The following is a 23,731-nucleotide window of genomic DNA, read 5'->3' on the forward strand; positions in this document are numbered from 1 at the left end:
TCAGACAAACCTGAGATCTTCAACGTATGTTTTGCAGCAAACACAGTCGCAAAAATCGACTTAACATCATAACATGACCGTCACCCATGTCCCCGAACAAACGTCAACCATCTCTCCGGGACAAACACTCGGGGGCCCAGGTGATGGCTTGCACGCTTATGGGTAATCCTGTTCTCACGGATTTCCTTTTGCTTGAGCCAGTCGAATACAGCTTCCCAGCGATAAAACATCCGCCGTCGAGTGCGCGCACATGGTAGACCAATACGCATGGTCTGCCTGCGGCTCAGCGTATTGACACAAACGTCGAGTTCCTTGGCAAGCTCAGCCCGTGTCATCCAACCATCGAGGATGGCCCTGAGTCGTGTCTGTTGAGGTTCGAGTTCCGGGGTAGGGATGTTGTCTTCCATGTGCTCCTCCAAAGCAGAACCGCTCGGGCTCAAACAGTTTGCGGAAAAGCTCAGCATGGAGGGCAAATGGGCGTATAGGCGTTCATAGGTGCTCAAACATTAAGGCAACGCCTATTGAGGACAATCGAACCGCTTCCTGAAGGTGCTCCCCGGCACCCTCCCTGATGTATCGGTGGCCTCAAACCAAGGGATGCAACTGCTCCTGCAAGTACTTGAGAGTCTGAAATATCTCATAGGTATCAATGGCCAGTTTTAGAGATCGAGTTACAGCAAGAACTTTCAGTGTTTCAAAATATCGATGCCCAGGTCAAATCAACTCTGCTGGACTTACTAATTAGAGAAGTTGGCCTGTTGTTAGTCGGTAAAGGTTTTAAGTTTTTCTGGAAATAGCCTGACCTATACGGCAGGCTGAATGCGAACTATATGCGGTGATGTGTTCTTTGATGGGGCCCAATAGAAGCTGGATGCCACAGGAGGGAAACCAATGATGCTGCCATCAAAGGAGTATTTCACAGTTTTTGAAGCCGAGGCGCGTTGGGGCGTTCCTGTTGCCACCATTGCAGGCTGGGCGGACGTGGGCGATTTCGTCTCGTCACCAGCGCGCCAATGGTTGTGTGCGGGGCACAAAAAGTGTGTGGAAGGGTGGAGTTGTGCGGATCGGATTTGTTCAAAATTCTGGGAACCGCGGGGGTGCCTGCTTTGTGCACTGCATGATCCCTTTGCGCAAGAAAGGTGCCGAACTGCTTTATGTTACGTGCCCAAGGTAGCCTGGCGGTACAGCTGATGAGCTTTGGATTTCAGCGACTGATCTTTATCGTTTTGAAGAAAAGCTTGTTCTTGGTCAGCGTGATGGCAGGTATGGTAATCGGGGTGGACGTGAACTGAAGTATGACCGGGAAGGGATGTGGGTACCGCTTTATGTCCATATGTTTGCGCAAGGCCTCCCAAATACCCTGAATGAGCTCGCCAGCGCGATGCTGGACTGGCTTATTGGGGTCTCTCCAGCCGGAGAGGTGCCTGATATGAGTACTATCCGTCGCCGTATTCAGCCTCTTTGGCATACACTGAAAACGGCTCGGGAGAACTAGCAGTCAAGGTTGGTGCAAAAAAGACAGCTTGCTGCGTGTGTCGGCGCGACTTGGCGGTCTTCTAACCTGCAACTGCATTGACGCTTTCACGTAATGGAGATACTATAAGAAAGGCATAACGCTGTGTAGTATTCATCTGAGTATGGCTTAAGAGCCTACCGATCACCCCCAATGAAGCGCCTCCAGACACAAGAAGAGACGCAAACGTATGGCGCAGATCATGAATGAGGACATCGCAGATCTCTGCCTGTTTCAAGATGCCTTGCCAATAACGTCGCATTTCATGAACGGGTTTGTCTGGAACGTCTCCCGGAAACCGCCAGGGGCAGGGTTTTGGTACGACAGATGCCGCCTGACGACTAAATCCGCGACTTCAGGAGATATGGGCAGGCGGTGGCTACGCTTCTGCTTGGTATAGGTAGCTGGTTTGAACCAGGTCAGCAGTTCGAGGTTGAACTGCTCAAAATGGGTAAATCTTACTTCGCAAAGATGTGAGCCTGTGAGAGGGCAGAGGCGGATCACATCAGCCCCGCGTTTGTCTTTGCTGTTCTCAAGAGCTTTTGGCAGACGGTTGATCTCGTTAAAGGATAGAAAGCGCACGCAGGCATTCTCGGTCCTCTTGTGGAACCCTTGCGTAGGGTTGTCGATACGCATCTTCCATTGCACCGACAAATTAAACATTTTTTGTAGGATCTCGCCAAGACGATTGGCGCGGCTCGGTGTGGATTTTGGTTTGCTTCGGCGTTTTGCTTTTTTGCAGGACGATGTCGCCCAGCGGCCACTACGCTGAGCAGCTTGTTGACGTTCGCAGATAAAATCCCGTGCACCAGAAGGTTCTTCCACTGTGGCAGCACCAATTTATTCAGCATGAAAATTTGGTCTGTCTGATTGCGAGCGGCAAGTTTGGGTAGGTGCCCTTCTATGTAACGCTCAATTAGATCACTCACACGCTGGATAACACGTTCTGCTTCCTGGTTGCCCAGCGGGTCACAATCGAGTTCAATCTCTCGGCGGATTTTTTTTGGCTCGCTCTCGTGTTGCAACCACACTCCATGCAGGCCATTGGCCGATCGTGTAACGATGCTGGCGGCCATTGACGCGGTAGGACACGTTAAACGTCTTGGTGCCGGACTTGTAAATTACCAGGCACAGCCGGGCACCACGCTGTCAAACAGCTGGTACTGACGAACTCCACGGGTGGCATTGCGGGCGATCTTTTCTGTAAGGCGATGTCGGCGTGACACTCTTCCCCCCAATAAGGCTGACAGTAATGCGAGGTGTGCCAGAACGTGCAAGATCAGAATTTATTAGTGTTGCATGTAGGCAGGTTCAGAGAGTGTGGAGTACGGAGTTTTATGCGTATAAGCGTTCAAAAGTAGTCAAAGATGTTGGAAGGTGAGTGGGCTGTATAATTGAAGGGAGGATGGCGAAGATACGAGGCAAGAGAAGCACTCGAGGGTGTGCAATCATATTGCTAGCAGGAGGGTAATGCGTGCCTGAAACAGCAAAAATCACTGGAAATGCAATCAGGATGATATGTGTCGACAATGACCCTGAAAATGTTAATGAAACCATGCTGTCCGGTCTTGGCAAAGTCTATTTCAAAAAGCGCATCTATTCTCAGAATCAGTTGCTTAACTAATGGGATGTCAAAATTAGCAGTGCGTACTTCTTAAAAGCTATTTTAGAGAGTTGCCACGCTATAGTGATGTTTCCAAATGTAATGAGTCAAAACATAAAGGCAATTAGCGATGCCATTGTGAGGGCCGCCCTTCCGCGCTATTGTCTTTTCATTGCTTGTACATATTGTAAAGTGTCCTCGAAGTTTGTTGTTTTGCCCGTTCCAGGATTCAGGTAGATGGCTCCTTTCAGATACGCTGCGTAGAATACTTCCTCAACACTGCGTGCTTTCTTGCGGCGGGGATGTTCCTCTAAGTCTTGCGTGATGCCCCATCCAGCATAGAAAGGGGAGCCTGCAACGCGAACTTTTGCACCTCTGATTGCAGCTTCAAAACCTGCCAACGAAGTGATCACATAGACTTTGTCAAACTTAGGTAAGTGAAGCCAGACAGGGTAATCGCTTGGTAGCAATTGGATTCGATCAAGGTATGGGGTGACATCTGATTTAGAAGGTCTAAGCCCAGATGTAATATCAGGGTGTTCACGATAGATGATTGCAGCGTCAGGATTTTCGATTAATGCCAGATCAATCAAATCGGTGTTCAGTTTAAATTGTCCTCCTCCATATTTGAGGGAGGCGTCCCCTTCAAACTGACCAAACACCAAAATTAGCGGTTTGTCCGGTAGTTTTACGTCCTTGCAACCATTTTCACTCAAGTTGTATTTGGTGATGTTTTTAGATGTTACTTCAGCTATACAATTGCGAGCAAATTGTCGCTGCTCTTCTGAAAAAATAGTGTCGTTCAGAATTCTTTCCACTTGAGACGGCACTCGGGGGTCAAAGTAAAGCCCACCAGTCTTGTCCAGTATAAAGCTGGCGAGAGGAGCATATTGAACGCCCAAACCGACAGATCGGATAAACCCGTCTTCCAGTCGCCAAACTTCCCATTTCTTTTTCTTAGCTGCTTTCAACAGATGCTTGTTGCCACCATAGCCCCATACAGCGACTATTGGCTCGGTCTTGTCGCGAAGAAAACGCTCAATATCTATCTTAGAGGTATTATTTTCGACAAAATGAATAGTTTGATCAAAGTTATCGAGAAAGTATTCGGCTATGGCACGTCGTTTCCATTGTAGAACGTTGGTCAGGATAATATGTTGGCGCGGTGCTACTTTATTAAGGCGTCGCTTCAGCAGGCGCAGTTTTACCGCGAAATATTGTGGATCGGTATACGAAATATACCAGTTGTTCAGGCGTTTCCGCCATTTTCTTCTGACTTTCAGCGAGAACAGCAAAATCTTGTCACTCCTAGAAGCAAGAGGATCTAGTGGCTCAATGTATGAGTATTGTTAAAGGGGTTTTTGTCAGAACTGGAAGGTTCCTAGAATGTGCTCTGCATAATTAGGGTTATTAGGCTGGTCTATTTCAGTAGGAAAGTTACGCTTACACGGTTTGAAGTCACAAATATCTTTCCGTAGAAGTGTGAGTTCCATTGTGGTGGGGATTGGGTAGCCGCCAATTATTCTGAGTTCAGAGTTGTTATTTGCATGAACATGAACAACTTGATGCGTCTTTGCCAGTTTCTCCAAACCAGGCAGACGAGTTCGTTGCCATACGAGTTTGTCTACATCTTTTAAGCCATGGATCTCTACTAAAATTTGGGAAAAGCAGCGAATATTGTCTTCTGCAATGTCGTTAAACACGCTCCATTCATGCCCTTCTATATCCATTTTTAGAATCATTTCTGTTTCATTAAAGTGATCATTTTCTTTTATTTGTCTTGATAAAGATGAAAACATTCCGTGGGCAGATGTTTCGCCAGTAATACCTTGCTTTCGGAAATTAAAGCAGGGATGTTCAAAAGGTAAGGCATCAATCGTATGATCGTACTGAAAAATTTTGTACCCGCGTTCAACCATGCCGATATCCCAGGAAACGTCTGCCTTGATACCAAGTGAATAAGCAATCCCAGATTCGGCATAGTGCTTTGCCATCACATAGCCTCCGTCGAGGTTTCTACCAACCCGTTCAAAAAACAAGCCAACGGGGTCCATTGGGGTTAAGTGTTTGCAAAAATTTTGAACCATAGAGCGCGCGCGTAAACTTGTTTCAGGCGAATATTCTTGCTTATATTTGCGCTCTAGTTGACGAACTCGTTTTTCTAAATCGTTCAGTCGTTCAGTGGTCTTTTCTCCGGACCACGTTTCATCCGCGCCTGAGGCTGACTTCAGTGAAGTTTCGGAGTTTTTGCTCAATGTCAACATTGCTAACTTATGCCCTTTAAGTGAACTCCAAATAAATATATTCTAGTTCGATATAAAACGCTCATACGATCCTGTAATTTAATTGGTGTCATCATATTAGGATGAATTTTCATAGTAACTACCGCGATTTATATTGGCTTATTGCTATCAGCTTTATTTCGCGGGTTGAGCATAGGCAATACGGCAACTAATCAAGTTGTGGCGTTTCACTGTTTTTTATATTTGGGGGGCTCGTCGTGGGATTTCAGATGAATGTTGCTCCTATCTTTGTTGGATTTGATCCCCGAGAAGCAATAGTCTTTCATGTGCTTAGCCAGACCATAATTCAAATTTCAACTATACCAGTCGCGCTCGTACCCATTGCATTGTCGCATTTGAAAGACGGAAATTGGTGGGAAGTACATCCCCCTAAAGTCAACGCAGTTTTCGTTCAGTCGGTTCTTGGGTCCTTATCTCTCTCAATATGAAGGATGGAGAATTTTCATGGACTGCGACGAGACATTAGAGATTTATGGGGGCTACGCGGCGATAAATATGCGGTTATGTTCTGTAAGCATGATTATACGCCATCAGAAAAAATAAGGTTTCTGCAATCCCGCAGACACGATATGAGAAAAAATGGTCGAGTGTAATGCTGTTCAATAACACGAAATATGGGAATCTTACTAAGGAATATGTTAACATACGTAATGGTTTAGAGTTGCATCAGTTCAAATGGCTATTAAGTGATGATGACATTGGTGCTTTGCCTCTGGAATGGAACCATTTGGTGGGCGTTTACGAGAAGAACCCAAATGCCGCCTTGATCCATTACACTATAGGTGAGCCTTATTTCAGTACATATGAGAATACTGATTGGCTTAAATACAAACAGCAAATGCTTTTCGCAGTTGATGAGGAGCCAGCTAATGTGGCTTAGTTCTATCAAGAAGAAACGAATAGCCAGTTTTGCAGCAGTGACAACGTTTAATCGACAAGGATATGAGAAATACGGCAAGAATTTTCTACGTAGCTTTATTAAATACTGGCCTCAGGAGGTGAAACTATTTGTGTATGCTGAAGGTGCCAAGGTAGAATTTGATGCGCCGAATGTTGTTGTTTTCAATCAGCGTAAAGTGCTCAATGATCTTGTCTCTTTCAAAGAAGACTACTCTCGCAATAAGTTTGCGAATGGCATCAATCCGGTTGCGCCCGACATGGAGAAGAGTTTCAGATGGGATGCAGTGAGGTTTTCGAACAAAGTATTCGCAATTCATGATGCCATCGAGCGATCAATAGACATCTATGATCACTTGATTTGGCTAGATGCAGATATTGTAACCCATGACGCCATTCCTCTCACTTTTCTGGAAAAGCTATCCCCTTTAAAGAGGGAGTTGGCTGCTTACCTGAACCGGAAAGGGTGCCCCGAATGCGGATGGGTCGATTTCAACCTCCGTCATCCTCAAATCAAGAATTTTGCAGACTCTTTCAAGAAAATCTACTCAGATGGTTTATTCCTGCGTTTTAAGGAGTCTCACGACAGTTACGTGTTTTGGGAACTAGTGAAGCAATTTGAGCGCCAAAAACGCGTACGGTTTAAGCATCTCGGATCGCGATGGGCATCAGGCCACGTCTTCGTGAATTCTGAGCTCGGACGCTACATGGACCATCTGAAAGGTACTCGGAAGGATGTTGGGCATAGCAAATCTTCAGATCTCTATCGAAAACGTTCGGAGGTTTGGTGGCAAATAGCCAGCTAACTCTTAGCGAATTAGTTAGATCCCTTTACGTCGGGAGTATGCAAACATGTCGCTTCGTCGATACGGCTTTGATAATCAAGATCACTCCTTTTGGCAAATTCTTGTTGTTTGTAGTGGTCAGGAGTTCAAAGACCATGCAAAGGAGTTTATCGCATTCTGTGAAGCAAATTCTCCAGGATTACGACTTGTTTTTTTGCTAACAGATCAGAGCGAGGAAGCGCGATTACACTTGAAATGTTTCAGTGAAAATCTTCTCTCGACAATTCTATATGTGCTTGATCTGGATGTGTCTAAACACAAACTCTCCAAAGAAGTAGTCGCGTATCTTGGGGTCGAGTGGTTGATAAGAAACACCTTACTTTCTGTCGTATTATTGGATCTGAAGTGTAGAGTGGTTCGTGATTTAACGATTTTACCGATAGAGTTTCAAAGAACTCACCTTTCTTTTCCCAACATACAAAATCTAGAAGATGTTTACTCCCCAACTCGGCCTATGTGGTTCCAAGCAAGCGTCAAGGGGGCCAAGTTTGCCAGAGCCTTGGTATCAAAGCTTCCAGATGGTTGCGATAGCTGGTCTTCTGAGGATCACCGTGCTTTTCTTATGAAACAACTCAAGTTGATCGCACCAAGCCCCAATGTTGTCGACTTTCCAAGAAAATATTGGGACGAAAATGCGGTATCCCCCTACATTTCGTCTCCCCATGCTGCCAACTCTCACTCATTAAGTCTTGTTAATGACTTAGACTGCAAGCCATCTGTGATTGTTCTGATGTTGCGTCAGGACATTGAGACAAAAACGCCGTTTGCCAATAGTAGTTCCAAAATCAGAGTAGAACGTCTTTCTAAACTCCATCGTATGGGATGGCGATATGCAACAGCTTTACTCGCGGATACAAGCCGTCAAGAACATCAAAATGTCAGAGTGGTACCCTTATCTCTATGGGAGATCAATGATCAACTTATTGCCCGTCTCGCATTTGCTAAGAAAATATTCGTTCCGCATAAAACGCGCATGCAACTTTCTGATCCAAGATTGTGGTTCTATATGCAAGAGTTTTTGCCATTACTCTTCACCACTTCAAAAGAGGGATGGGGAGCTTCCGCATTGTGGAATGGTTCCGGAGCTTATAGCAATGTGAAGGTTGACCCGAGGCTAGCACTATTCAAAACTCAATTTAAGAAAGCCAAAATCACGAAAGGGCCACAGCGAAAAATTGCTGAAGCTAGAATACCGAGTTTTGAGATCTTGGTCCCTTTGCAGATGCCTGGCGATGAGGCGTTGGAATTACACGCCAACTGCTCACAAGAAGACTTTGTCGCGCAAGTTGCTGAGTTTGCAGAGCGTCGGAAAATTCCTATCTTGGTTCGGCCTCACCCATTAGACCGAACGAGTTTCTATGCAACTTTGAAAGAAAGGTGGGCAAGTGACTACGTGTATTTTCGAAGATCAGGTCACATTCACGATCTTATTAATAGAGCACAGGTAGTCGCTGTGATTAACAGCGGTGTTGGCTTTGAAGCAATGTTACTCGAAAAGCCAGTTATGTCCTTTGGAAAAGCTGTATACGACGAAGCTGTTACACCCGTATTGGGGGACAGGGAAATTGATACTGCTTATGATTCACTGCTGCGCGAGCCGCGAGATAAATATCTTAAGCGCTATGATAAGTTCTTGTCCTGGTATCTTTATGATATCGGGCTCAAACTCGATGAACCTATGGTAAAGGACCGTCTTCACGCAACTGCCGACAGATTGCTCGAAAACAAAGTACAGTCGTCTCTTCTTGAGGAGTTATCGATTGGAAAGAAAGGATTACGTAGCTCTAGAGCTGTCAAAAAAGGAGCCGCAAGTTCCATCAAACAGGTGATTGGTGCGATTACAGGGGGGTATGATGTTACCCAAAATCGAGTGAAGAAGGTAACTAGAAAACACATAGCGCAAGTAGTGGCTAGAGCAATAAATAAGCGGCTTTTACCCGTTTTGGATGAAAATATCTTTTTAGATAAACGTGTTATCCTAGTTGGGAATGCATCAAGCCTTCTTCGGCACAAACTTGGCTTGTTCATCGATGGTCATGAAATTGTTATTCGTATGAACCTTGGATGCCCGTATCTTGTTCGTTCTGATGCAACAGCTGCAATGTTTCCGAAAGAACATGTCTATGGAGAATTTACGGATCAACGATCAAGCGGTTTAGAGAAATATACTGTTTTATCGCCCGATGCACCCCAAAGTACTCTGGAAAAACACACAGCTATTCAAGCTACAGGTGGCAAGACTGATATATGGTCTTGTTCAACAGCAGATCAGTCACGTCAGCATTTTTTTGCAAATGCATTTCCTGGTGCGTTGCCGGTTGCGTGTCATTCAAGCCTTCATTTTCTTTCGCACAAATTCATCATGCGACATGAAGTCAAGCGACTAGAGGGAAGCATTACCGGGGAACTGAGGCGAAGACTAAAGTCGGAGCCAACCTCGGGCTTGATCTGGATTGAGTACCTAAGCAAACAACAGTTTAGCGAGTTATCCCTTGTTGGATTTGATTTTTTTCAGTCTGGGCATACGATACGTGCGGCACCGGGTTCGATGGATGCTGCTGGCCGTTCTAGACACAAACCCCAGATTGAAAGAAATTATGTTATCAATTCCATCTTATCACAGGATCCAAGAATAAAATTAGTTCAGTATGAAAATACACATCTCGCTCCTAAGAGGGAAGCAGGCTTAAAGGCTTATCATACCGAAAGTGCTTAACTCGTATTTGAAGTACATCTGCCCGCAAGCGCAAAATTTCTATTACTAGATTGCAGCTTTCCGCTCCTTTGCCTCCTTATAGAAGAGCGATTTCCTTTGTCAGCTAGTTTATTTATAAATGTGATTTCTTGTAGGAGTTTCAAGATACTTGAATGTCGAACATTCTGCGTCAACATTACGTCAACCGCCATACGCATTTTGAACTGCAGAAGATGTCGTTTAATCTCGTATACTTCGTTACCTTTTGTGAGAGTTGCTGCACTGTATCAAGCGCTTGTGGGCTAAGTCGCTGATAAATACTTTATCGCAGACTTTTCTAAATTAGGCTCATAACCTGAAGGTTGTAAGTTCAAATCCTACCCCCGCAAACAAATATTAAACCCGCTAAACCAAAAGCTTAGCGGGTTTTTTGTTGCCTAGATTCTGAAAACATTACAACACGTATAATTGCAGCCTAGCTGTCCTTTCTGAATGACTTGTCGCCATAGACGAAGTGGGGGCCACGGCCGTAGCTGGAGGCGGCGTCGCCAGCGTTGTAAAGCTCGCATTTGTCCAGAGACAGGCAACCGCATCCCATACAGCCTTCCAGCTGCGATCTCAAACGCTCCATGCGGGCGAGGCGCTCGTTCTGATGTACCTTGAATTGCTGGCTCAGCCGTCGCCATTCAGCTTTGCTCGGCGTCCGGCCCGGCGGAAGCGTCCCAAGCTGCGTCGCGATCTCCTTGTTGGTGAAGCAGAACGTCTAAGTGATCAACGCAAATGATAGGCAGCGGATGTCTGCGCATGAAGCGGCGTAGTACAGTATGTGTAGTACTAAACGCAGTCGAAATGGTGTTACGTTCTTATCTGCGTTCGTTTGTGTTATTGGAGTTGAGATTGCGTTTTTATGTCTGTCGGATAACTTCAGCAAACATCGGCTCTGCACTCAAGCCACAAAAGGGGATAGAAAAAATCTATCCCCCTACCTCGGATGGTGTTGTTGAAACGCTATGTAATGCACTCCGAGGATAAGTGATTTGAGCTTTTCAAATCTCGGATGCTGTTATCAAGCAACTGCCCAACTCCATCTTGCCAGTTTTTGAGTTCCTCACACTTGCTGAAGTTACTTAGTGCCGTCCTAATACGCATTAAAAGCAACTGCTGTGACTATCCTGTTACACTCAAGAGGCGAGGCTTACTGCGCCCAGAACCTTAAGCTCTCACAAGTCATTTATCACACGTCAGTAGCTAGGAACAACCAGCCATACCAAGCAACTTGCCGAACACCCCAACAAACCCGGGGAGCACCCCGCAGTTACATCCCTTACCCAAACATGTCCGCAGTCATGCCAGCGTACCAGCCGAGGCTTTCCTCAAAGGTTTGCTTGCGCAGGGCGTCGTCCTCGTTGTTTTGGGAGATGAAGCCATCCACTTTGGCGATCTTCTCATCCGTGGCCACATAGCTTGCACCAACCTTCACGCCGTTGTCTGGTGAGATCAGCGACCAGCAGGTGTTGGAGAACCGTGGTTTGAACGCGCGGGAGCCGGTAAGGGCATGACGGATCGCCATGGCGGCAGCTTTGGCCTGGCTGTTGGCAGAATAGCCGGACTTGGGCATATCACCGTTCTGGGTCGCATCACCAAGCACATGAATGTTTTCATCCATCTGGCTTTGCAGTGTTGCCGGAACGATCGGACACCAACCTGCCTCGTTGGTCAGGCCTGCCTGATGTGCGATGCTACCAGCCTGCATCGCCGGGATCACGTTGCAAACATCCGCTTTGATGGTCTCGTCTTCCAGCACAATTTCCATGGTGTTCGGGTCAACACGCTGAACACCTCCGGTAAACTCGTCGGTCAGCCAGTCCACCATACCTGTGTAGTGGTTCTCCCAGCCTTCCATGAACAGGCCTTGCTTGGAGAACTTCTCCTTTGGATCAAGAATGAGGATCTTGGCAGTCGGGTTTCGCTGTTTCAGCACATGAGCAACCATGGAGACGCGCTCATAAGGGCCGGGAGGACAGCGGTACGGGTTGGGCGGAGCGACCATGGCAAAGGTGCCACCTTCCGGCATGGCCTCAACCTGCGCCTTCAGCAGCTGTGTCTGTGTACCAGCTTTATAGGCGTGAGGCATCTTGGTCTGGGCAGTCACATCCCAGCCTTCAATCGCCCCTTTTACAAAGTCGATACCCGGAGACAGGACAAGGCGATCATAGGAGATGGCATCGCCGCCTGCGAGCCGAACCACCTTTTTCTCACGGTCCACGTCAGAGGCCCAGTCATGCACGACGGTTACACCATACTCGCTGGCCAACGTGCCGTAGGAGTGTGCCAGCTTGGACATGGGCTGGAAACCGCCAATGGCCAGGTTGGAGAAGAAGCAGGTGTAGTAAGTACGGGAGGGTTCAATGAGGATCACCTCAATCGCACCATCGGAATCCTTGGCAATGTAGCGGGCAGCAGTTGCCCCGCCAGCACCGCCGCCAATGACGACCACACGGGGCCGTTTTTGCCCCAGGGCGATAGGAGAGGACAAGAGCGCCGCGCTTGCCGCTGCAGTCCCTAAAAAACGACGTCGGTTCAGTCTCATATGTCAATTCCTCCCCTAAAGCGTATGCCCGGAAATATCTCCGGTTTTGATAGGAATACGCGTGAAAACAATTATTTGAGCAAAGCCAGTCAAAGAGGCCCCGCTCTAATGCAATTCTTTAAAATAAGCCGCCAGCGCAGCAATCTCCTCCTCCGAGAGCCGTTTGGCGATCATCTGCATGACGGGATGAGGCCTATGTCCCTTTTTGTAGGCCCGCAGCGCAATCACAAAGTCTGGTTGCGACCAACCCGTGATGGAAGGGATCCCTTTGTCCGCTCCGCTGGATTGATGGCAACTGGTACATTCACCTGATAGATATTCGCCATATTCAGCATCTCCATCCAGATAAGTTTCTTCGTGAAGACTTGGAGCATCCTGCTGCAAAAGGCTGGCAGAAGCCTCTGGAATGTTGGCAGGGCTCACGGAAAACTGGCGCAGATAAGCGAGCAGATCAGAGCGATCCTTTTCCTTTCTCATACCCCTGTAGTTCATGCGTGTACCGGAGACGAGATTCTTAGGGTTTTGAATGTAGATGTTCAGCGTGTCGATTGTCCAGCGCAGGCCATCAGCGCCCGCACGCTTCATGGCCTTTGAGTATGTCGCGCCTTCAATCGTTGCAGCCTTCCGGTCAAACACGCCATTCAGGTGAGGGCCAATGCGGTTCTTGGCATCCTTGCCAACATCGTGGCATCGCAAACAGGCATTGAACAGGCGTTCCCCGCGTGCAATATCCTGAGCAGAGGCGACCGAAGTTGCCCCTGACAGAAAGCCAAGTGTGAGGACGAGGGCAGGTATCAGTGCTCTCATTGGGAGTGACTCTTCAGGAATTCGATGAGCGCAATGCGGTCTTTTTCCTTCTTCAAACCAGCGAATGTCATTTTGGTGCCCTTCACAAACTTTTTCGGCTTGGTCAGGAAAACATCCAGATTTTCGTCAGACCAGACAAGGCCGTCGCCATTGAGCTTTTGCAGGGCCTTGGAGTATTTGAAGCCGGAAACCACAGCCGCCTGCTGACCGATGATATCGTTCAGGATCGGGCCAACCTTGTTCTTGGCTTTCTCTCCAACCTGATGGCAGGCCTTACATTTTTTGAAAACCTTGGCGCCCTTCTTGATGAGTGCATCATCAAGAACAACGGGCTCCGGAGCAGGCTCTGCAACTGGTGCTGGTTCTGCGGCAGCCACAACGTCGGCTTTGGGTTCTTCAGGTGCTGCTGCTGCTTCCTCAGCTGCTTTCGTCTCTTCCGGTGTCACATCCAGAACCTGAGCCCGTGCGGTGATCTTGACTTCCGCTTTGCAGTCTTTCATGCAGACATCGCGTTTCTTGAAGACCGGCGACTCTTCGCGATCATCCATGTAAAAGCCGTCTTCATTTGGCAGGCGAACGGAGGTGAAGTTCTCCTGGCTCAGCTCAAAGTCATCCTCAACAAGATCGTTGGCGTAAAGCAGGAAGGCCGTGATGGCGTAGACTTCATCTGGCTTCAACGACTGCGCCTCGCCAAACGGCATGGCGCGGTTCACATAGTCAAACACGGTTGAGAGATACGGCCAGTAAGAGCCGATGGTCTTAACCGGGCGATCGGATGTCAGTGTACCGTCCCCGCCGGAAAGAACCGGCCAGCGATCAACACCCTCGGCGAAGTCTCCGTGGCACACGGCACAGCGTTCGGCAAAAATCTCTTCGCCTTGCTCCACGTTTCCACGCCCGGCAGGCAATCCCTGTCCATCAGGGCGTACATCAATATTCCATGCGGCCACTTCAGCAGGGGTGGCTGCACGGCCAATATTGAAAGAACCGGCTGTCGCCGCGTTGGTGAGCAGCAGCGTTCCAGTCGCAAGAACACTAAGAAATTTCAACATTTTCCGCCTCACCATTTTCGCTAACGTACCAGGTGTGGATTCCGTTGTTGTGGTAGATGGAGTTTTCGCCGCGAACAGCGCGAAGTTCGTTTTTCGTTGGCTGGATGTAGCCTGTGGAATCATGCGCACGCGATTGCAGCAGCAGAGGCTTTCCATCCCAGTCAAACTCGAAATAGAAGCGATGCATGGACTTGTCGAAGCTCAGGCCATCCATACGGGCAGCATGCCAGTTCTTGCCGCCGTCCAACGTGATGTCCACGCGCGGGATAGTGCCGCGACCAGACCATGCCAGACCAGTCAGGACCGTATGACCGCTCTTGTGCAAAATAGGGGCCTGAGGGCTTGGATTGGTGATGATGGACTTACAGTCCATTTCCCATGTAAACCGTCGCGCCTTTCCGTTTTCCATCAGGTCAGTGTATTTGGAGGTCTCTTCCCTGTGGTGCCACGGCTCGTCGCCCACCTCGATGCGGCGCAGCCACTTGATCCACATATTGCCTTCCCACCCCGGAACCACCAGTCGCAGCGGGTAGCCTTGCTCGGGACGCAACGCCTCACCGTTCATCTTAAAGGCGACAAGGCAGTCATCCAAAGCCTTTTGCAAAGGAATGGAGCGGGTCATGGCAGAGGCGTCAGCGCCTTCCGGCATCAACCACTTGGCGTTGGTCTTCAGGCCAGCTTCTTCCAGCAGCAACCGCAGTGGAACGCCGGTGTACATCACGTTATGGATCATGCCATGGGTGAACTGACAGCCGTTAAGCTGCGCCCCGCGCCACTCCATGCCGGAGTTAGCCGCACATTCCAGAAAGTAGATCCGGTTCTCCCGTGGGAAGCGCAGAATGTCCTCCATGGTGAACACAAGCTCTTTGTCCACCAGACCGTTGATCATCAAACGATGCTGGGAAGGGTCAATATGAGCAGCCCCGCCATGGTGCCGCTCAAAGCACAGGCCGTTCGGTGTGATGATTCCGTCCAGCTCATGCAACGGCGTAAAGTTGATCGAACTCACGCGGTCAGCCGTCAGCCATTCCACAGTGCGCCGTTTCACATGCGCTTCATATTGCGAGGGCACGCCATAAGGCATGGCATCAACACCGTCTCCCAGCTCCTGCATCCACGGCTGCAGATTGGTGATGGCAGGGTCATTCGCCCTTGCCGGAAGCGCAGCGCCAGTCAAGGCAGCTCCACTCAGCAAGGCCCCGCCTTTCAGGAGGTTTCGGCGGGTAGGTGACTTTAGTCTTTCACTCATGTCAATTACTCGTCATCTCAAAATCCGTAGGGGTTCGCCTCACACGCCTGTGACGCGAACGGTAGAATTGGGGTCCATTGTGATGGTGCCTTTGCGGCTGATGTAATCTTCAACCACTTGCCAGATCTCAGGCCCCTCGGTGTCCTCTCCAACAGAGGCCCAGCCCGAAACCACATAGGTCTTGGCAGGATCAATGGTCTCGCCGGTTTTCAGCAACGTCATGTTGGTCACGCGCTCACCCACTGGCTTGGAAACGTCGATGGAGTAGCCCATGCCGCCCACACGCACCATGTCGCCACCCTGCTGGTAGTACGGGTCCGGGTTGAACAGGTTGTCGGCTACATCCTCCAGAATTTCATGCAGGTACTGACCGGTCATCTCTGAGCGGTAAGCATTCGGGTAAGTCATGCTGGTGGCGTTGTGGATGTCTTCGCGAGTGATATTGTCACCCGGCAGCAGGGAGGGCCCCCAGCGGAAGCCCGGAGACAGCGCAATGTCCGCTTCCCGCTCCTCAATCAGCGCCTGACAGATCAGGTCATCCCACGTGCCGTTGAAGTTGCCACGGCGATAAAGCAGGCTGTCGGTCGTGCCGATGATTTCTTCCAGCTCCTCCTTGAACGGCGCGCGTTCTTGATCAATCAGCGTTGCCATCTCAGGGTCGGGAGCAATCACATCAGCGAACACCGGGATCAGCTTGTAGGTGAAGTCTTTGATGCCGTTCTTGTCCACGTCCAGATCCAGACGTGACACAAACTTGCCGTTGGACCCGGAGGCAATGATCATGGTCTCATCGACCTTCACCGGCTCCGGCACCGCATCATGGGTATGACCGCTCAGGATCACGTCAATGCCGGAAACCTGCTGCGCAACCTTGCGGTCCACGTCAAAGCCGTTGTGGCTGAGCAGAACGACAACATCAGCGCCTTCCTGCTTCACTTCCGCAACCATCTCCTGAATCCGAGCTTCACGAATGCCGAAGGAAAGGTTCGGGAACATCCAGCCCGGATTGGCAATCGGCATATACGGGAAGGCCTGACCGATCACAGCAATCTTGGCACCGCCACGCTCGAAAATCTTGTAGGGCTCGAACGCTGGTTCGTCCCACTCATTGTCAAAGATGTTGGCTCCCAAAAACGGGAAGGGCAGCTCCTCGACGATCTCGTTGACGCGATCAATGCCGTAGGTGAATTCCCAGTGGGAGGTCATGGCATCCGGCTTGAGTGCGTTCATCAGGTTGACCATATCCTGACCTTCAGTGCGCAGCGCAGTCATGGACCCGTGCCACGTATCACCTCCATCAAGGAACAGCGCATCAGGACGTTCTGCTCTAATCGACTTCACGATGGTCGACACCCGGTCCAGCCCGCCCATCTTGCCATAACTACGGGCCAGCGAGACAAAATCCTCAGAGGTGAGGGCATAGGCTTCCGGCGTTCCGGTCTGGTAGTTGAACGCCTTCAGCAGGTCCTGACCAGTGATGTGCGGCAGCAATCCCTTTTGGGCACCCACACCAATATTCACGGAGGGCTCACGGAACCAGACCGGCTTCACCTGAGCATGACAATCCGTAAAGTGGATGATGGTCACGTTGCCGGTGGTTTTGAAGTCTAGAAGTTGGTTCTGTGTCAGGGACTGGCGTGCGGCCAGCACTGGAAAATTCCCAGCCCCAAAAATAGCGGCTGCAGCGACACCAGCCTGCAAGAAATCACGGCGCGAGATCATCTCCGCACCCTCCGTAGGTTATTAGAATTTCGAAAATTGTTTTAGATCAGGAGGTTGCTATAAGTGAGCAACCTCCAAAATCACTTAGTTACGAACAGATGGGGTCTCGACTGAAAGTCCCATCCCGCGAGATGTTACATAAGCTTCCAGAGCAATGAACTCATCACTCCCGCGCTTGTAAGGCTCAGCTCGCACCTGATCCATGCAGCCTTTAAACCGGCGGTGAATGGACCCAAGCCCACCCCATTTCAGACGATACACCGGGAACCCGTTGATCTGACCCTGACTCAAATGGTCAGCACGGATCATGTTGCCGTAATTGTCTTCATGGCAGTTGGCACAGGCCATATTCAGCAGGCCAACACGGGTGTAGTAAAGCTCTTCACCCTTCTTGACCCAGTCTGCAATTGGTCCGTCGGTCTTTATAGCGACTGGCATGCCACGGGATTGCAAACCGATCAGAGCCGTCATGGCCAGCATCTCGGCGCTCTCCCACTTCCACGGCTCTGCTCCCTGATGTGTCTCGATAGACGCATTGATCAGCATTTCCATGGTGGCTGGCTTGCCCATCTCGTCATTCCAGCGCGGCAACTTGGTTCGCAAACCGGTAAAGTTATCCGCATCTCCATGACAATCCGCGCAGGATTGATTGGATTTTCCGGCGGGCGTTTCCCAAATTTCCTCTGCATACTCAATGGCGACAAACGCTGGATTCTCGAAATCATCCATTTGCAGTGCCTGAGTTTCAGCAGAGCGAAAACGCCAACCTGAAATCAGCTCGTCCAGTGGATGGTCATCCGCCGGAACAGCAGTGGTTGCAATTGTTTCGCCGTCGATGACAAGTTCGCGTCCGTCATCTGCAAGCGCAGCAGTGCTAAGTGTGCCGAAAAGAAGCCCCCCAGCGAGTATTGAAACCGTCCTTTTCATACCCTTCTCCTCCCAAAGAATGGCTGCCTAGGCGACCGTGATTTTCTTTTCCATGTCGTAGACCGAGCCGTCATCATCGGTCCATTCAAACCGAACCGCTCCAGACTCTGGAATCCGCATCTGAAACTCGATGTAAGGATTTGCAGAAACAGAAGGTTCAATATCTGCCATGAACACGGGCTCGCCATTGAAGCTGGCAGCAAACTTATTGATGATCTTGCGTGGAATGGTCTCGCCGGTTTTCTTGTCCTTGCGCTGACCAGATTCCATCGGATGCGAGATCAGTGTCTTGATGGTCACGACCTCGTTTACGCTTGCCTTTTTAGGCACTTTGACGCGTGGTTTTACCTTTGCCATGTGTTTCTCAATGCCTTTTCTGATTAACCGCCACAGCCACCGATGGTGACCTTGACACTACGCTTTGTCATGATGGCGGACCCGTCCGGCATCTTTGCAATGGCGACAATGTCCTGCGTTTTCGCAAGGCGAATACGGGTCTTGGCTTCCTGAGCACCGGAAAGAGCGCTGAAGTGGAATGTCGCAACACCTGGGCTCGGGTTGCCTGCTGCAAGCAGCATGATGGAGGCTGCACCCGGCGCAGATACTTCAATCGGAACAGTGTTCCCGTTTTCAGCAATCTCTGGCGCACCAATGGTAATGTCACCGCTTCCCGGCTTTGCGCCGCCAGTGAACTCCACAATTGCATCTTCAACAGCATTGCCTGCTGCAAACGCCGGCGCGGTAAAACGCAGTGTCGTCAGAGCGGCTGCGCCTCCCACTGCCAAACCAAGCGCTTCACGTCTGGTAACAGTCATTAAAAATCCTCCTTGGAGCGTATCTCCCCAACAGGCGCTGAGCACTCTTTGGGAAAATACGCTTAAGCAATAATTCTGAGCGTGATGCGGAACCGGTCAGCAACGCAGCACGCTCAAGGCAAACGCGCCTATTCTTTCAAAGTCGCCAGATAAGCGACGATGTCTTCAACTTGTTCTGCTGAAAGAATGGTCTTTCCCGCAAACTTCTTTGCCACGCGGTTCAAACCTTCGCTCTTGTAGAAGGCAGGCATAATGGTCGCTTCCCCGAAGACTTCCTTCGAGTTGACAACAATCGCCCGCAATTCCGCTTCGGTATAGGTGTCTCCGATACCCTCAAGGTACGGACCTATCTCTCCGTGGAACTGCTCTTCAGCAAGATCATCATTCGCGTGACAGGCAAGGCAGTTTCCCAGTTTCCGGTTGGCGAACCATTCCCGTCCTTTGGCTGGGTCACCAACCGCACCGGTCAAAGACACCGGCACAGCCGCCTCGACAAATTGAACGTCACCTGGAGCAACAACTCCGGCAACGGCACTTCCTGAAATTAGCAGCGTTGCAGCCGCTATAGTTTTGGCAATCGCCTTCATTGCTCCCTCCCAATTACAGCGATTCAATATTTTTATGCTACTCAGATACGTAGAAACACTCAACTTAAAATTCACATAATTGAATATGTTAATATATCGACCTTAGTCTAAATAGTTGAGTGAAAACGCTATTCTGAGGCTGCTTTTTGTTTCAAAAATTCACGTGCATGAAATTTTTGAAAATGTTCTTCGCCCTCATAGCCCTTCTGTTTGACCCAGCGGAGCATGTTGAGGGTGGTCCATTTTCCAAATGAACCAGGCATGGTCTGCACAGAGGCAGTCCCTGCTGTTTTGCCAGTCCCAACCTCTTCAGGCAGGAACAGGAAGGTGGGCGTGAACACAACGCCCCAGCGACGTGCGATGTTCTTCTCGGTTTGAACTTCCCCGTCGAAGTCCGTCACCTCTTCATCGCCAAACAGGTTCATCTGAACCACGAAGTAGTTGTCTTCAATGAATTTGCGAACCTCCGGGTCGCTGAAGACATTCTTATGCAAGCGCGAACAGTAAATGCAGCCGCGTTGCTCAAAGAGAATGACCATGCGTTTGCCTTCTTCATTGGCAGCGGCAAGGTCCTCTCTAAGGTCTTTGAAGGTAAGGCGAAGCCATGGCTGTTTGTGGAGACCGTCCTCTCCAACCTCAGCAAAGCTCAGTGTCATGCTGGCGAAAATCATCGCTGCAGCAAGCATTAATTTTTTAAGCATCGATCCCTCCCATAACGCACCGCTCCCAAGAACCCCTCTATGGTTTCAGGACGCGGAAACGCCTCAGCTTAAAGATGTCAATCCTGGCGCATACTCAATCATCTGCTCTGCAATCCAGGAAACGGTGTTCGTCCCAATCAACACCGCGAAAATAATCAAAAGAACGCCCATGCCTTTTTCGATGGCACCAAGGTACTTTCGAAAACGGCCCATGAAACTCAGGAATGGCCTTGAGAAAACAGCTGCCAGAATGAACGGCAACGTCATGCCAACCCCATACGCAAACAGCAGCAACATGCCCTGAGAAACATCATCACTGGCACCAGCCGTGAACAAAATAGTTGCCAGAACCGGACCAACACAGGGCGTCCAGCCAAAGGCAAAAGCCAGTCCCACAAAGTAAGCGCCAATGATTCCAGCTGGGGCCGAAGAGCTGTCGAGCCGGGCTTCTCTCAGCAGCAGGTTGAGCCGGATGATGCCGACAAAGTGCAGGCCGAGAATGAAGATGACAGCAGCGGCCATGTAGCGCAGCACATCAAACCAGTCTCGCAGCAACTGGCCGAAAACCGTTGCCGTTGCACCAAGGCCGACAAAGATTGTGAGAATACCGGCAGCAAAGAAAAACGACGTAAAAACAACACGTCGCTGGATGGCAGGAGTAACCCCGTCACCGGAAAGCTCGTTCATTCCAATGCCTGCAATATAGCAAAGGTAGAACGGCACAATTGGTAAAATACAAGGCGATAGGAACGAGAGTAACCCCGCGCTCCCCGCCGCAATGATAGTTAGATCTGGATACATATGGGCACTTGCTAAAAACACATTCTATTATTAGAATATTTAGATATCATAGATTTTAAAATGTCAATCGTGGATATCATGAGCAATTTTGGTTGGATCTCATTTGTCATTTTCGCCCTTCTTTTCAGCAGCGCTCAAGCGGCTGGTTCGACCATGAAATTGCTCATGGTCGAGGACGAAATCTGTCCTTGGTGTGAACGCTGGGAAGAGGAAATTGGTGGCGCCTACGGCAAAACAGAGGAGGGGCAAAAAGCCCCTTTGATGCGGATGGATATTGATGATCCGATTCCCAAAGACGTGACCCTGAAAGGAAAGGCGCGGTTTACACCAACCTTCATCCTTTTAATTGACGGCGCCGAAGTCCAGCGGATTGAAGGTTACCCGGGAGAAGACTTCTTCTACCCCGCCCTGAACCAGATGCTTCAGTCTGCTCAATAACAATATTGAAAAGAAATTCATCTTTCCCGGCCAGTCCGGGGCATAATTCAGTTGGGAGAACTCCATGAAATCATTCATCACAGGGGCGGCATTGCTCGCAATGTCCGCAGGCTTCAGCGTTGCGCAGGCAGAAGATGAATCCGCCTTTGTCAGCTTCAAATCTTTGAAGCCGGAAATCGCCATGAAGCTCGCTGTTGCCACCATGGAAGCTTGCCGCGAAGGCGGATATCAGATCTCTGCTGTTGTCGTCGATCGCTTCGGCCAGACACAAGCAGCAATCAGAGATCGTTATGCTGGCGTTCATACAGTCGACACAGCACGCGGAAAAGCATGGACAGCCGTCAGTTTCCGTGGCTCTACACTGGAAATTCAGCAGGAGATCAAGGCAGGAAATCTGTCGGCAGGTCTGCGTGACATCCCGGGCGCTGTGGCATTGGGTGGTGGCCTCCCAGTCGAATCTGCAGGTGCAATTGTTGGTGGAATTGGTGTCTCCGGTGCGCCCTCTCCAAAAGTTGATGAGGAATGCGCCCAAAGTGGCCTAGAGGAAATCGCGGATTTGCTGGACTTCTAAAAGGTATTCGCGGTGCAATGGTTGAAAAATGATTGCATTCAGCGTATGCCACCACTTCAAAGGTGTGCTGTAAGGTCAGCTGTAATTTATTCAACTTTAACTGACCTTGCTCACTCCGTTCCAAATGGTCTGCAGGATTTGGTTTAATGGCTATACCCATGATTGAACGTGGGATGAAAGAAGAAGACATCGAACGCATGGTCGGCCATGCCAAGGATGCAACTGATTTCCTGAAAGCATTGACACACGAAGGCCGATTGATGATCCTGTGTCATCTCGTTATGGGCGAAAAGTCAGTAACAGAGCTGGAGCAGCTTCTGTCGTCTCGTCAGTCTGCGGTCAGTCAGCAACTTGCACGTTTGCGCTTGGATGGTCTGGTAAATTGCCGAAGGGACGGCAAGGCAGTCTATTACAGCCTCAAGGATGAACGCGCAGCTCGGGTCCTGGACCTGATTTTCGAGTTGTTCTGCACCGAAGAAAACAGCGATAAGTAATATTTAAGCTCCGGCGTTTTGGTCTTGGGAGGGATCAAATGTCCGAGGATATTCTGGCGGCACTCGCAGGCCTTGCGGGTGGTGTTTTGCTTGGCCTTGCTGCACGTCTTGGCCGCTTCTGCACACTTGGCGCGATTGAAGACGCCCTTTATGGCAAAGAATGGCTGCGCATGCGCATGTGGGCCTTCGCCATTGCCATATCCATCGCATCGACGTTTCTGCTGGCGGATCTTGGTCTGATCGCGCTGGACCAAACCATCTATCTCACCCAAAGCTGGAACCCGCTCGCCTGCATCGTCGGTGGCCTGATGTTTGGCTATGGCATGGCAATGGCTGGCTCCTGCGGTTTTGGCGCTTTGGCACGCTTGGGCGGCGGGGATATGCGGTACTTCGTGCTCTCTCTGGTGATCGCCATTTCAGCGGCCATGGCCGTGGGTGGCCCAACAGCTTACTTGCGTGTGTTCCTGTTCCCGACTGAACTCTCGGAGGCAAGCTCAACAGGCATCGCGCACGCTCTTGCCCAACGACTGGAGCTTTCCGAACTGACAATTGCCCTGGTCATTGCCGGAGCCATTGGCCTTTTCGCTGTCAGCAACAAAGAGTTCCGCCAAAGTCCAAAGGCCATTATCGCTTCATTGACAGTTGCTCTTGCGATCCTCCTCGGCTGGGTTGCAACCAGCTATCTCTTTGAAGAAAGCTTTGAAGAAGTTGCAGTGGCCAGTCACTCCTTCACAGTCCCGGTGGGCGATACCCTCATGTATCTCATGACCGCATCTGGTGGTGGCCTGTCTTTTGCCGTGGGCTCGGTCATCGGCGTTCTCAGTGGGGCGTTTCTTGGCTCACTCGTCAAAGGCCATTTCAGATGGGAAGCCTGTGACGACCCGCGCGAACTAAGACGCCAGATCCTCGGAGGTTTTTTGATGGGCACTGGTGGCGTGATTGCTCTGGGCTGCACCATCGGGCAGGGCATATCGGCCTTCTCGACACTCGCAATCAGCGCGCCAGTGGTCATGCTCTCAATCATCGCCGGAGCCGCTATCGGCCTTCGTCAACTCGTTGTCGGTTTTCAGTTCGCCTTCTGGAAGCAGTCATCCTGACGGAGTACCCGCAGTGACTTGTGC

Annotated in this window: 25 protein-coding genes; 9 read left to right on the forward strand and 16 right to left on the reverse strand. The window is 49.9% G+C overall.

Features of this window, described 5'->3' with window-relative positions; genetic code table 11:
• Window positions 1–80: 80 nt before the first annotated feature.
• The gene (locus PsAD26_RS06490) at window positions 81–407 is read right to left on the reverse strand and encodes a hypothetical protein (RefSeq protein WP_193758264.1); all 327 of its coding nucleotides are present in this window, start codon (window positions 405–407) and stop codon (window positions 81–83) included.
• Window positions 408–1,309: 902 nt separating this feature from the next.
• On the opposite strand from PsAD26_RS06490, the gene PsAD26_RS29815 reads away from it, so the two are divergent.
• On the forward strand, window positions 1,310–1,495 hold the full coding sequence (locus PsAD26_RS29815; protein ID WP_206599997.1) for a hypothetical protein: 186 nt from the start codon (window positions 1,310–1,312) through the stop codon (window positions 1,493–1,495).
• Between the two features lie 252 nt (window positions 1,496–1,747).
• Here the strand turns inward: PsAD26_RS29815 and PsAD26_RS29925 are convergent, their stop codons facing one another.
• Window positions 1,748–2,338 (reverse strand): hypothetical protein, encoded by a 591-nt coding sequence (locus tag PsAD26_RS29925; RefSeq protein WP_063309753.1) that lies wholly within the window; start codon window positions 2,336–2,338, stop codon window positions 1,748–1,750.
• Window positions 2,339–2,987: 649 nt separating this feature from the next.
• Between PsAD26_RS29925 and PsAD26_RS29640 the strand changes: the two genes are divergently transcribed.
• Window positions 2,988–3,137 carry a hypothetical protein gene (locus PsAD26_RS29640; protein ID WP_159437997.1) on the forward strand — a complete coding sequence of 50 codons (150 nt, stop codon included), beginning with the start codon at window positions 2,988–2,990 and terminating at the stop codon, window positions 3,135–3,137.
• A 137-nt stretch (window positions 3,138–3,274) separates the two neighbouring features.
• On the opposite strand, the gene PsAD26_RS06500 is transcribed toward PsAD26_RS29640, so the two are convergent.
• Window positions 3,275–4,411: a hypothetical protein gene (locus tag PsAD26_RS06500; RefSeq protein WP_063309754.1), complete on the reverse strand. Its 1,137-nt coding sequence runs from the start codon at window positions 4,409–4,411 to the stop codon at window positions 3,275–3,277.
• 69 nt (window positions 4,412–4,480) lie between these two features.
• A complete protein-coding gene (locus tag PsAD26_RS06505) occupies window positions 4,481–5,380 on the reverse strand; it encodes an FkbM family methyltransferase (protein WP_084403596.1) in 900 nt (299 codons plus the stop codon).
• Window positions 5,381–6,011: 631 nt separating this feature from the next.
• On the opposite strand from PsAD26_RS06505, the gene PsAD26_RS30135 reads away from it, so the two are divergent.
• The 3 genes from PsAD26_RS30135 to PsAD26_RS06520 are packed head-to-tail and all read left to right on the forward strand — an operon-like array spanning window position 6,012 to window position 9,877.
• Window positions 6,012–6,299, forward strand: a complete 288-nt coding sequence (locus tag PsAD26_RS30135) for a hypothetical protein (protein WP_206599998.1) — start codon at window positions 6,012–6,014, stop codon at window positions 6,297–6,299.
• The gene (locus PsAD26_RS06515) at window positions 6,289–7,122 is read left to right on the forward strand and encodes a hypothetical protein (protein ID WP_063309756.1); all 834 of its coding nucleotides are present in this window, start codon (window positions 6,289–6,291) and stop codon (window positions 7,120–7,122) included. The genes PsAD26_RS30135 and PsAD26_RS06515 overlap by 11 nt, the downstream gene beginning before the upstream one ends.
• Window positions 7,123–7,168: 46 nt before the next feature.
• Entirely contained in the window at window positions 7,169–9,877 is a 2,709-nt protein-coding gene (locus PsAD26_RS06520; RefSeq protein ID WP_063309757.1) for a hypothetical protein, read from the forward strand.
• A gap of 454 nt (window positions 9,878–10,331) precedes the next feature.
• Here PsAD26_RS06520 and PsAD26_RS29935 read toward each other — a convergent pair whose 3' ends face one another.
• From PsAD26_RS29935 to PsAD26_RS06580, 12 genes are all read right to left on the reverse strand, one after another.
• Window positions 10,332–10,487, reverse strand: a complete 156-nt coding sequence (locus PsAD26_RS29935) for a hypothetical protein (protein ID WP_208985545.1) — start codon at window positions 10,485–10,487, stop codon at window positions 10,332–10,334.
• 693 nt (window positions 10,488–11,180) lie between these two features.
• Window positions 11,181–12,446, reverse strand: a complete 1,266-nt coding sequence (locus PsAD26_RS06530) for an NAD(P)/FAD-dependent oxidoreductase (protein WP_063309759.1) — start codon at window positions 12,444–12,446, stop codon at window positions 11,181–11,183.
• Between the two features lie 105 nt (window positions 12,447–12,551).
• Complete coding sequence (locus PsAD26_RS06535) at window positions 12,552–13,253, reverse strand: c-type cytochrome (RefSeq protein ID WP_063306479.1); 702 nt, start codon at window positions 13,251–13,253, stop codon at window positions 12,552–12,554.
• A complete protein-coding gene (locus tag PsAD26_RS06540; protein WP_063309760.1) occupies window positions 13,250–14,305 on the reverse strand; it encodes a c-type cytochrome in 1,056 nt (351 codons plus the stop codon). The genes PsAD26_RS06535 and PsAD26_RS06540 overlap by 4 nt, the downstream gene beginning before the upstream one ends.
• On the reverse strand, window positions 14,289–15,554 hold the full coding sequence (gene soxC, locus PsAD26_RS06545; protein ID WP_084403597.1) for a sulfite dehydrogenase: 1,266 nt from the start codon (window positions 15,552–15,554) through the stop codon (window positions 14,289–14,291). Before soxC ends, PsAD26_RS06540 begins: the two co-directional genes overlap by 17 nt.
• Window positions 15,555–15,593: 39 nt before the next feature.
• On the reverse strand, window positions 15,594–17,276 hold the full coding sequence (soxB, locus tag PsAD26_RS06550) for a thiosulfohydrolase SoxB (RefSeq protein ID WP_063293634.1): 1,683 nt from the start codon (window positions 17,274–17,276) through the stop codon (window positions 15,594–15,596).
• Between the two features lie 84 nt (window positions 17,277–17,360).
• On the reverse strand, window positions 17,361–18,203 hold the full coding sequence (gene soxA, locus PsAD26_RS06555; protein WP_063306483.1) for a sulfur oxidation c-type cytochrome SoxA: 843 nt from the start codon (window positions 18,201–18,203) through the stop codon (window positions 17,361–17,363).
• Between the two features lie 27 nt (window positions 18,204–18,230).
• Window positions 18,231–18,560: a thiosulfate oxidation carrier complex protein SoxZ gene (gene soxZ, locus PsAD26_RS06560; protein ID WP_057463825.1), complete on the reverse strand. Its 330-nt coding sequence runs from the start codon at window positions 18,558–18,560 to the stop codon at window positions 18,231–18,233.
• Window positions 18,561–18,583: 23 nt separating this feature from the next.
• Window positions 18,584–19,018 (reverse strand): thiosulfate oxidation carrier protein SoxY, encoded by a 435-nt coding sequence (gene soxY, locus PsAD26_RS06565; protein ID WP_063287072.1) that lies wholly within the window; start codon window positions 19,016–19,018, stop codon window positions 18,584–18,586.
• Between the two features lie 128 nt (window positions 19,019–19,146).
• On the reverse strand, window positions 19,147–19,605 hold the full coding sequence (gene soxX / locus PsAD26_RS06570; RefSeq protein WP_057463823.1) for a sulfur oxidation c-type cytochrome SoxX: 459 nt from the start codon (window positions 19,603–19,605) through the stop codon (window positions 19,147–19,149).
• Between the two features lie 128 nt (window positions 19,606–19,733).
• Window positions 19,734–20,306, reverse strand: coding sequence for a thioredoxin family protein (locus PsAD26_RS06575; RefSeq protein ID WP_063287073.1), 573 nt, complete (start codon window positions 20,304–20,306; stop codon window positions 19,734–19,736).
• A gap of 63 nt (window positions 20,307–20,369) precedes the next feature.
• Window positions 20,370–21,107 (reverse strand): cytochrome c biogenesis protein CcdA, encoded by a 738-nt coding sequence (locus tag PsAD26_RS06580; protein WP_063309761.1) that lies wholly within the window; start codon window positions 21,105–21,107, stop codon window positions 20,370–20,372.
• 60 nt (window positions 21,108–21,167) lie between these two features.
• On the opposite strand from PsAD26_RS06580, the gene PsAD26_RS06585 reads away from it, so the two are divergent.
• From PsAD26_RS06585 to PsAD26_RS06600, 4 genes are all read left to right on the forward strand, one after another.
• A complete protein-coding gene (locus PsAD26_RS06585) occupies window positions 21,168–21,545 on the forward strand; it encodes a thioredoxin family protein (protein WP_244271727.1) in 378 nt (125 codons plus the stop codon).
• A 64-nt stretch (window positions 21,546–21,609) separates the two neighbouring features.
• Entirely contained in the window at window positions 21,610–22,116 is a 507-nt protein-coding gene (locus tag PsAD26_RS06590; protein ID WP_063309762.1) for a heme-binding protein, read from the forward strand.
• 146 nt (window positions 22,117–22,262) lie between these two features.
• Entirely contained in the window at window positions 22,263–22,610 is a 348-nt protein-coding gene (locus PsAD26_RS06595; RefSeq protein WP_063309763.1) for a metalloregulator ArsR/SmtB family transcription factor, read from the forward strand.
• 38 nt (window positions 22,611–22,648) lie between these two features.
• Entirely contained in the window at window positions 22,649–23,707 is a 1,059-nt protein-coding gene (locus PsAD26_RS06600; protein ID WP_063309764.1) for a YeeE/YedE family protein, read from the forward strand.
• Window positions 23,708–23,731 lie beyond the last annotated feature (24 nt).

This window comes from Pseudovibrio sp. Ad26 (genome assembly GCF_001623285.1).
In the GTDB taxonomy this organism is placed as follows: domain Bacteria; phylum Pseudomonadota; class Alphaproteobacteria; order Rhizobiales; family Stappiaceae; genus Pseudovibrio; species Pseudovibrio ascidiaceicola.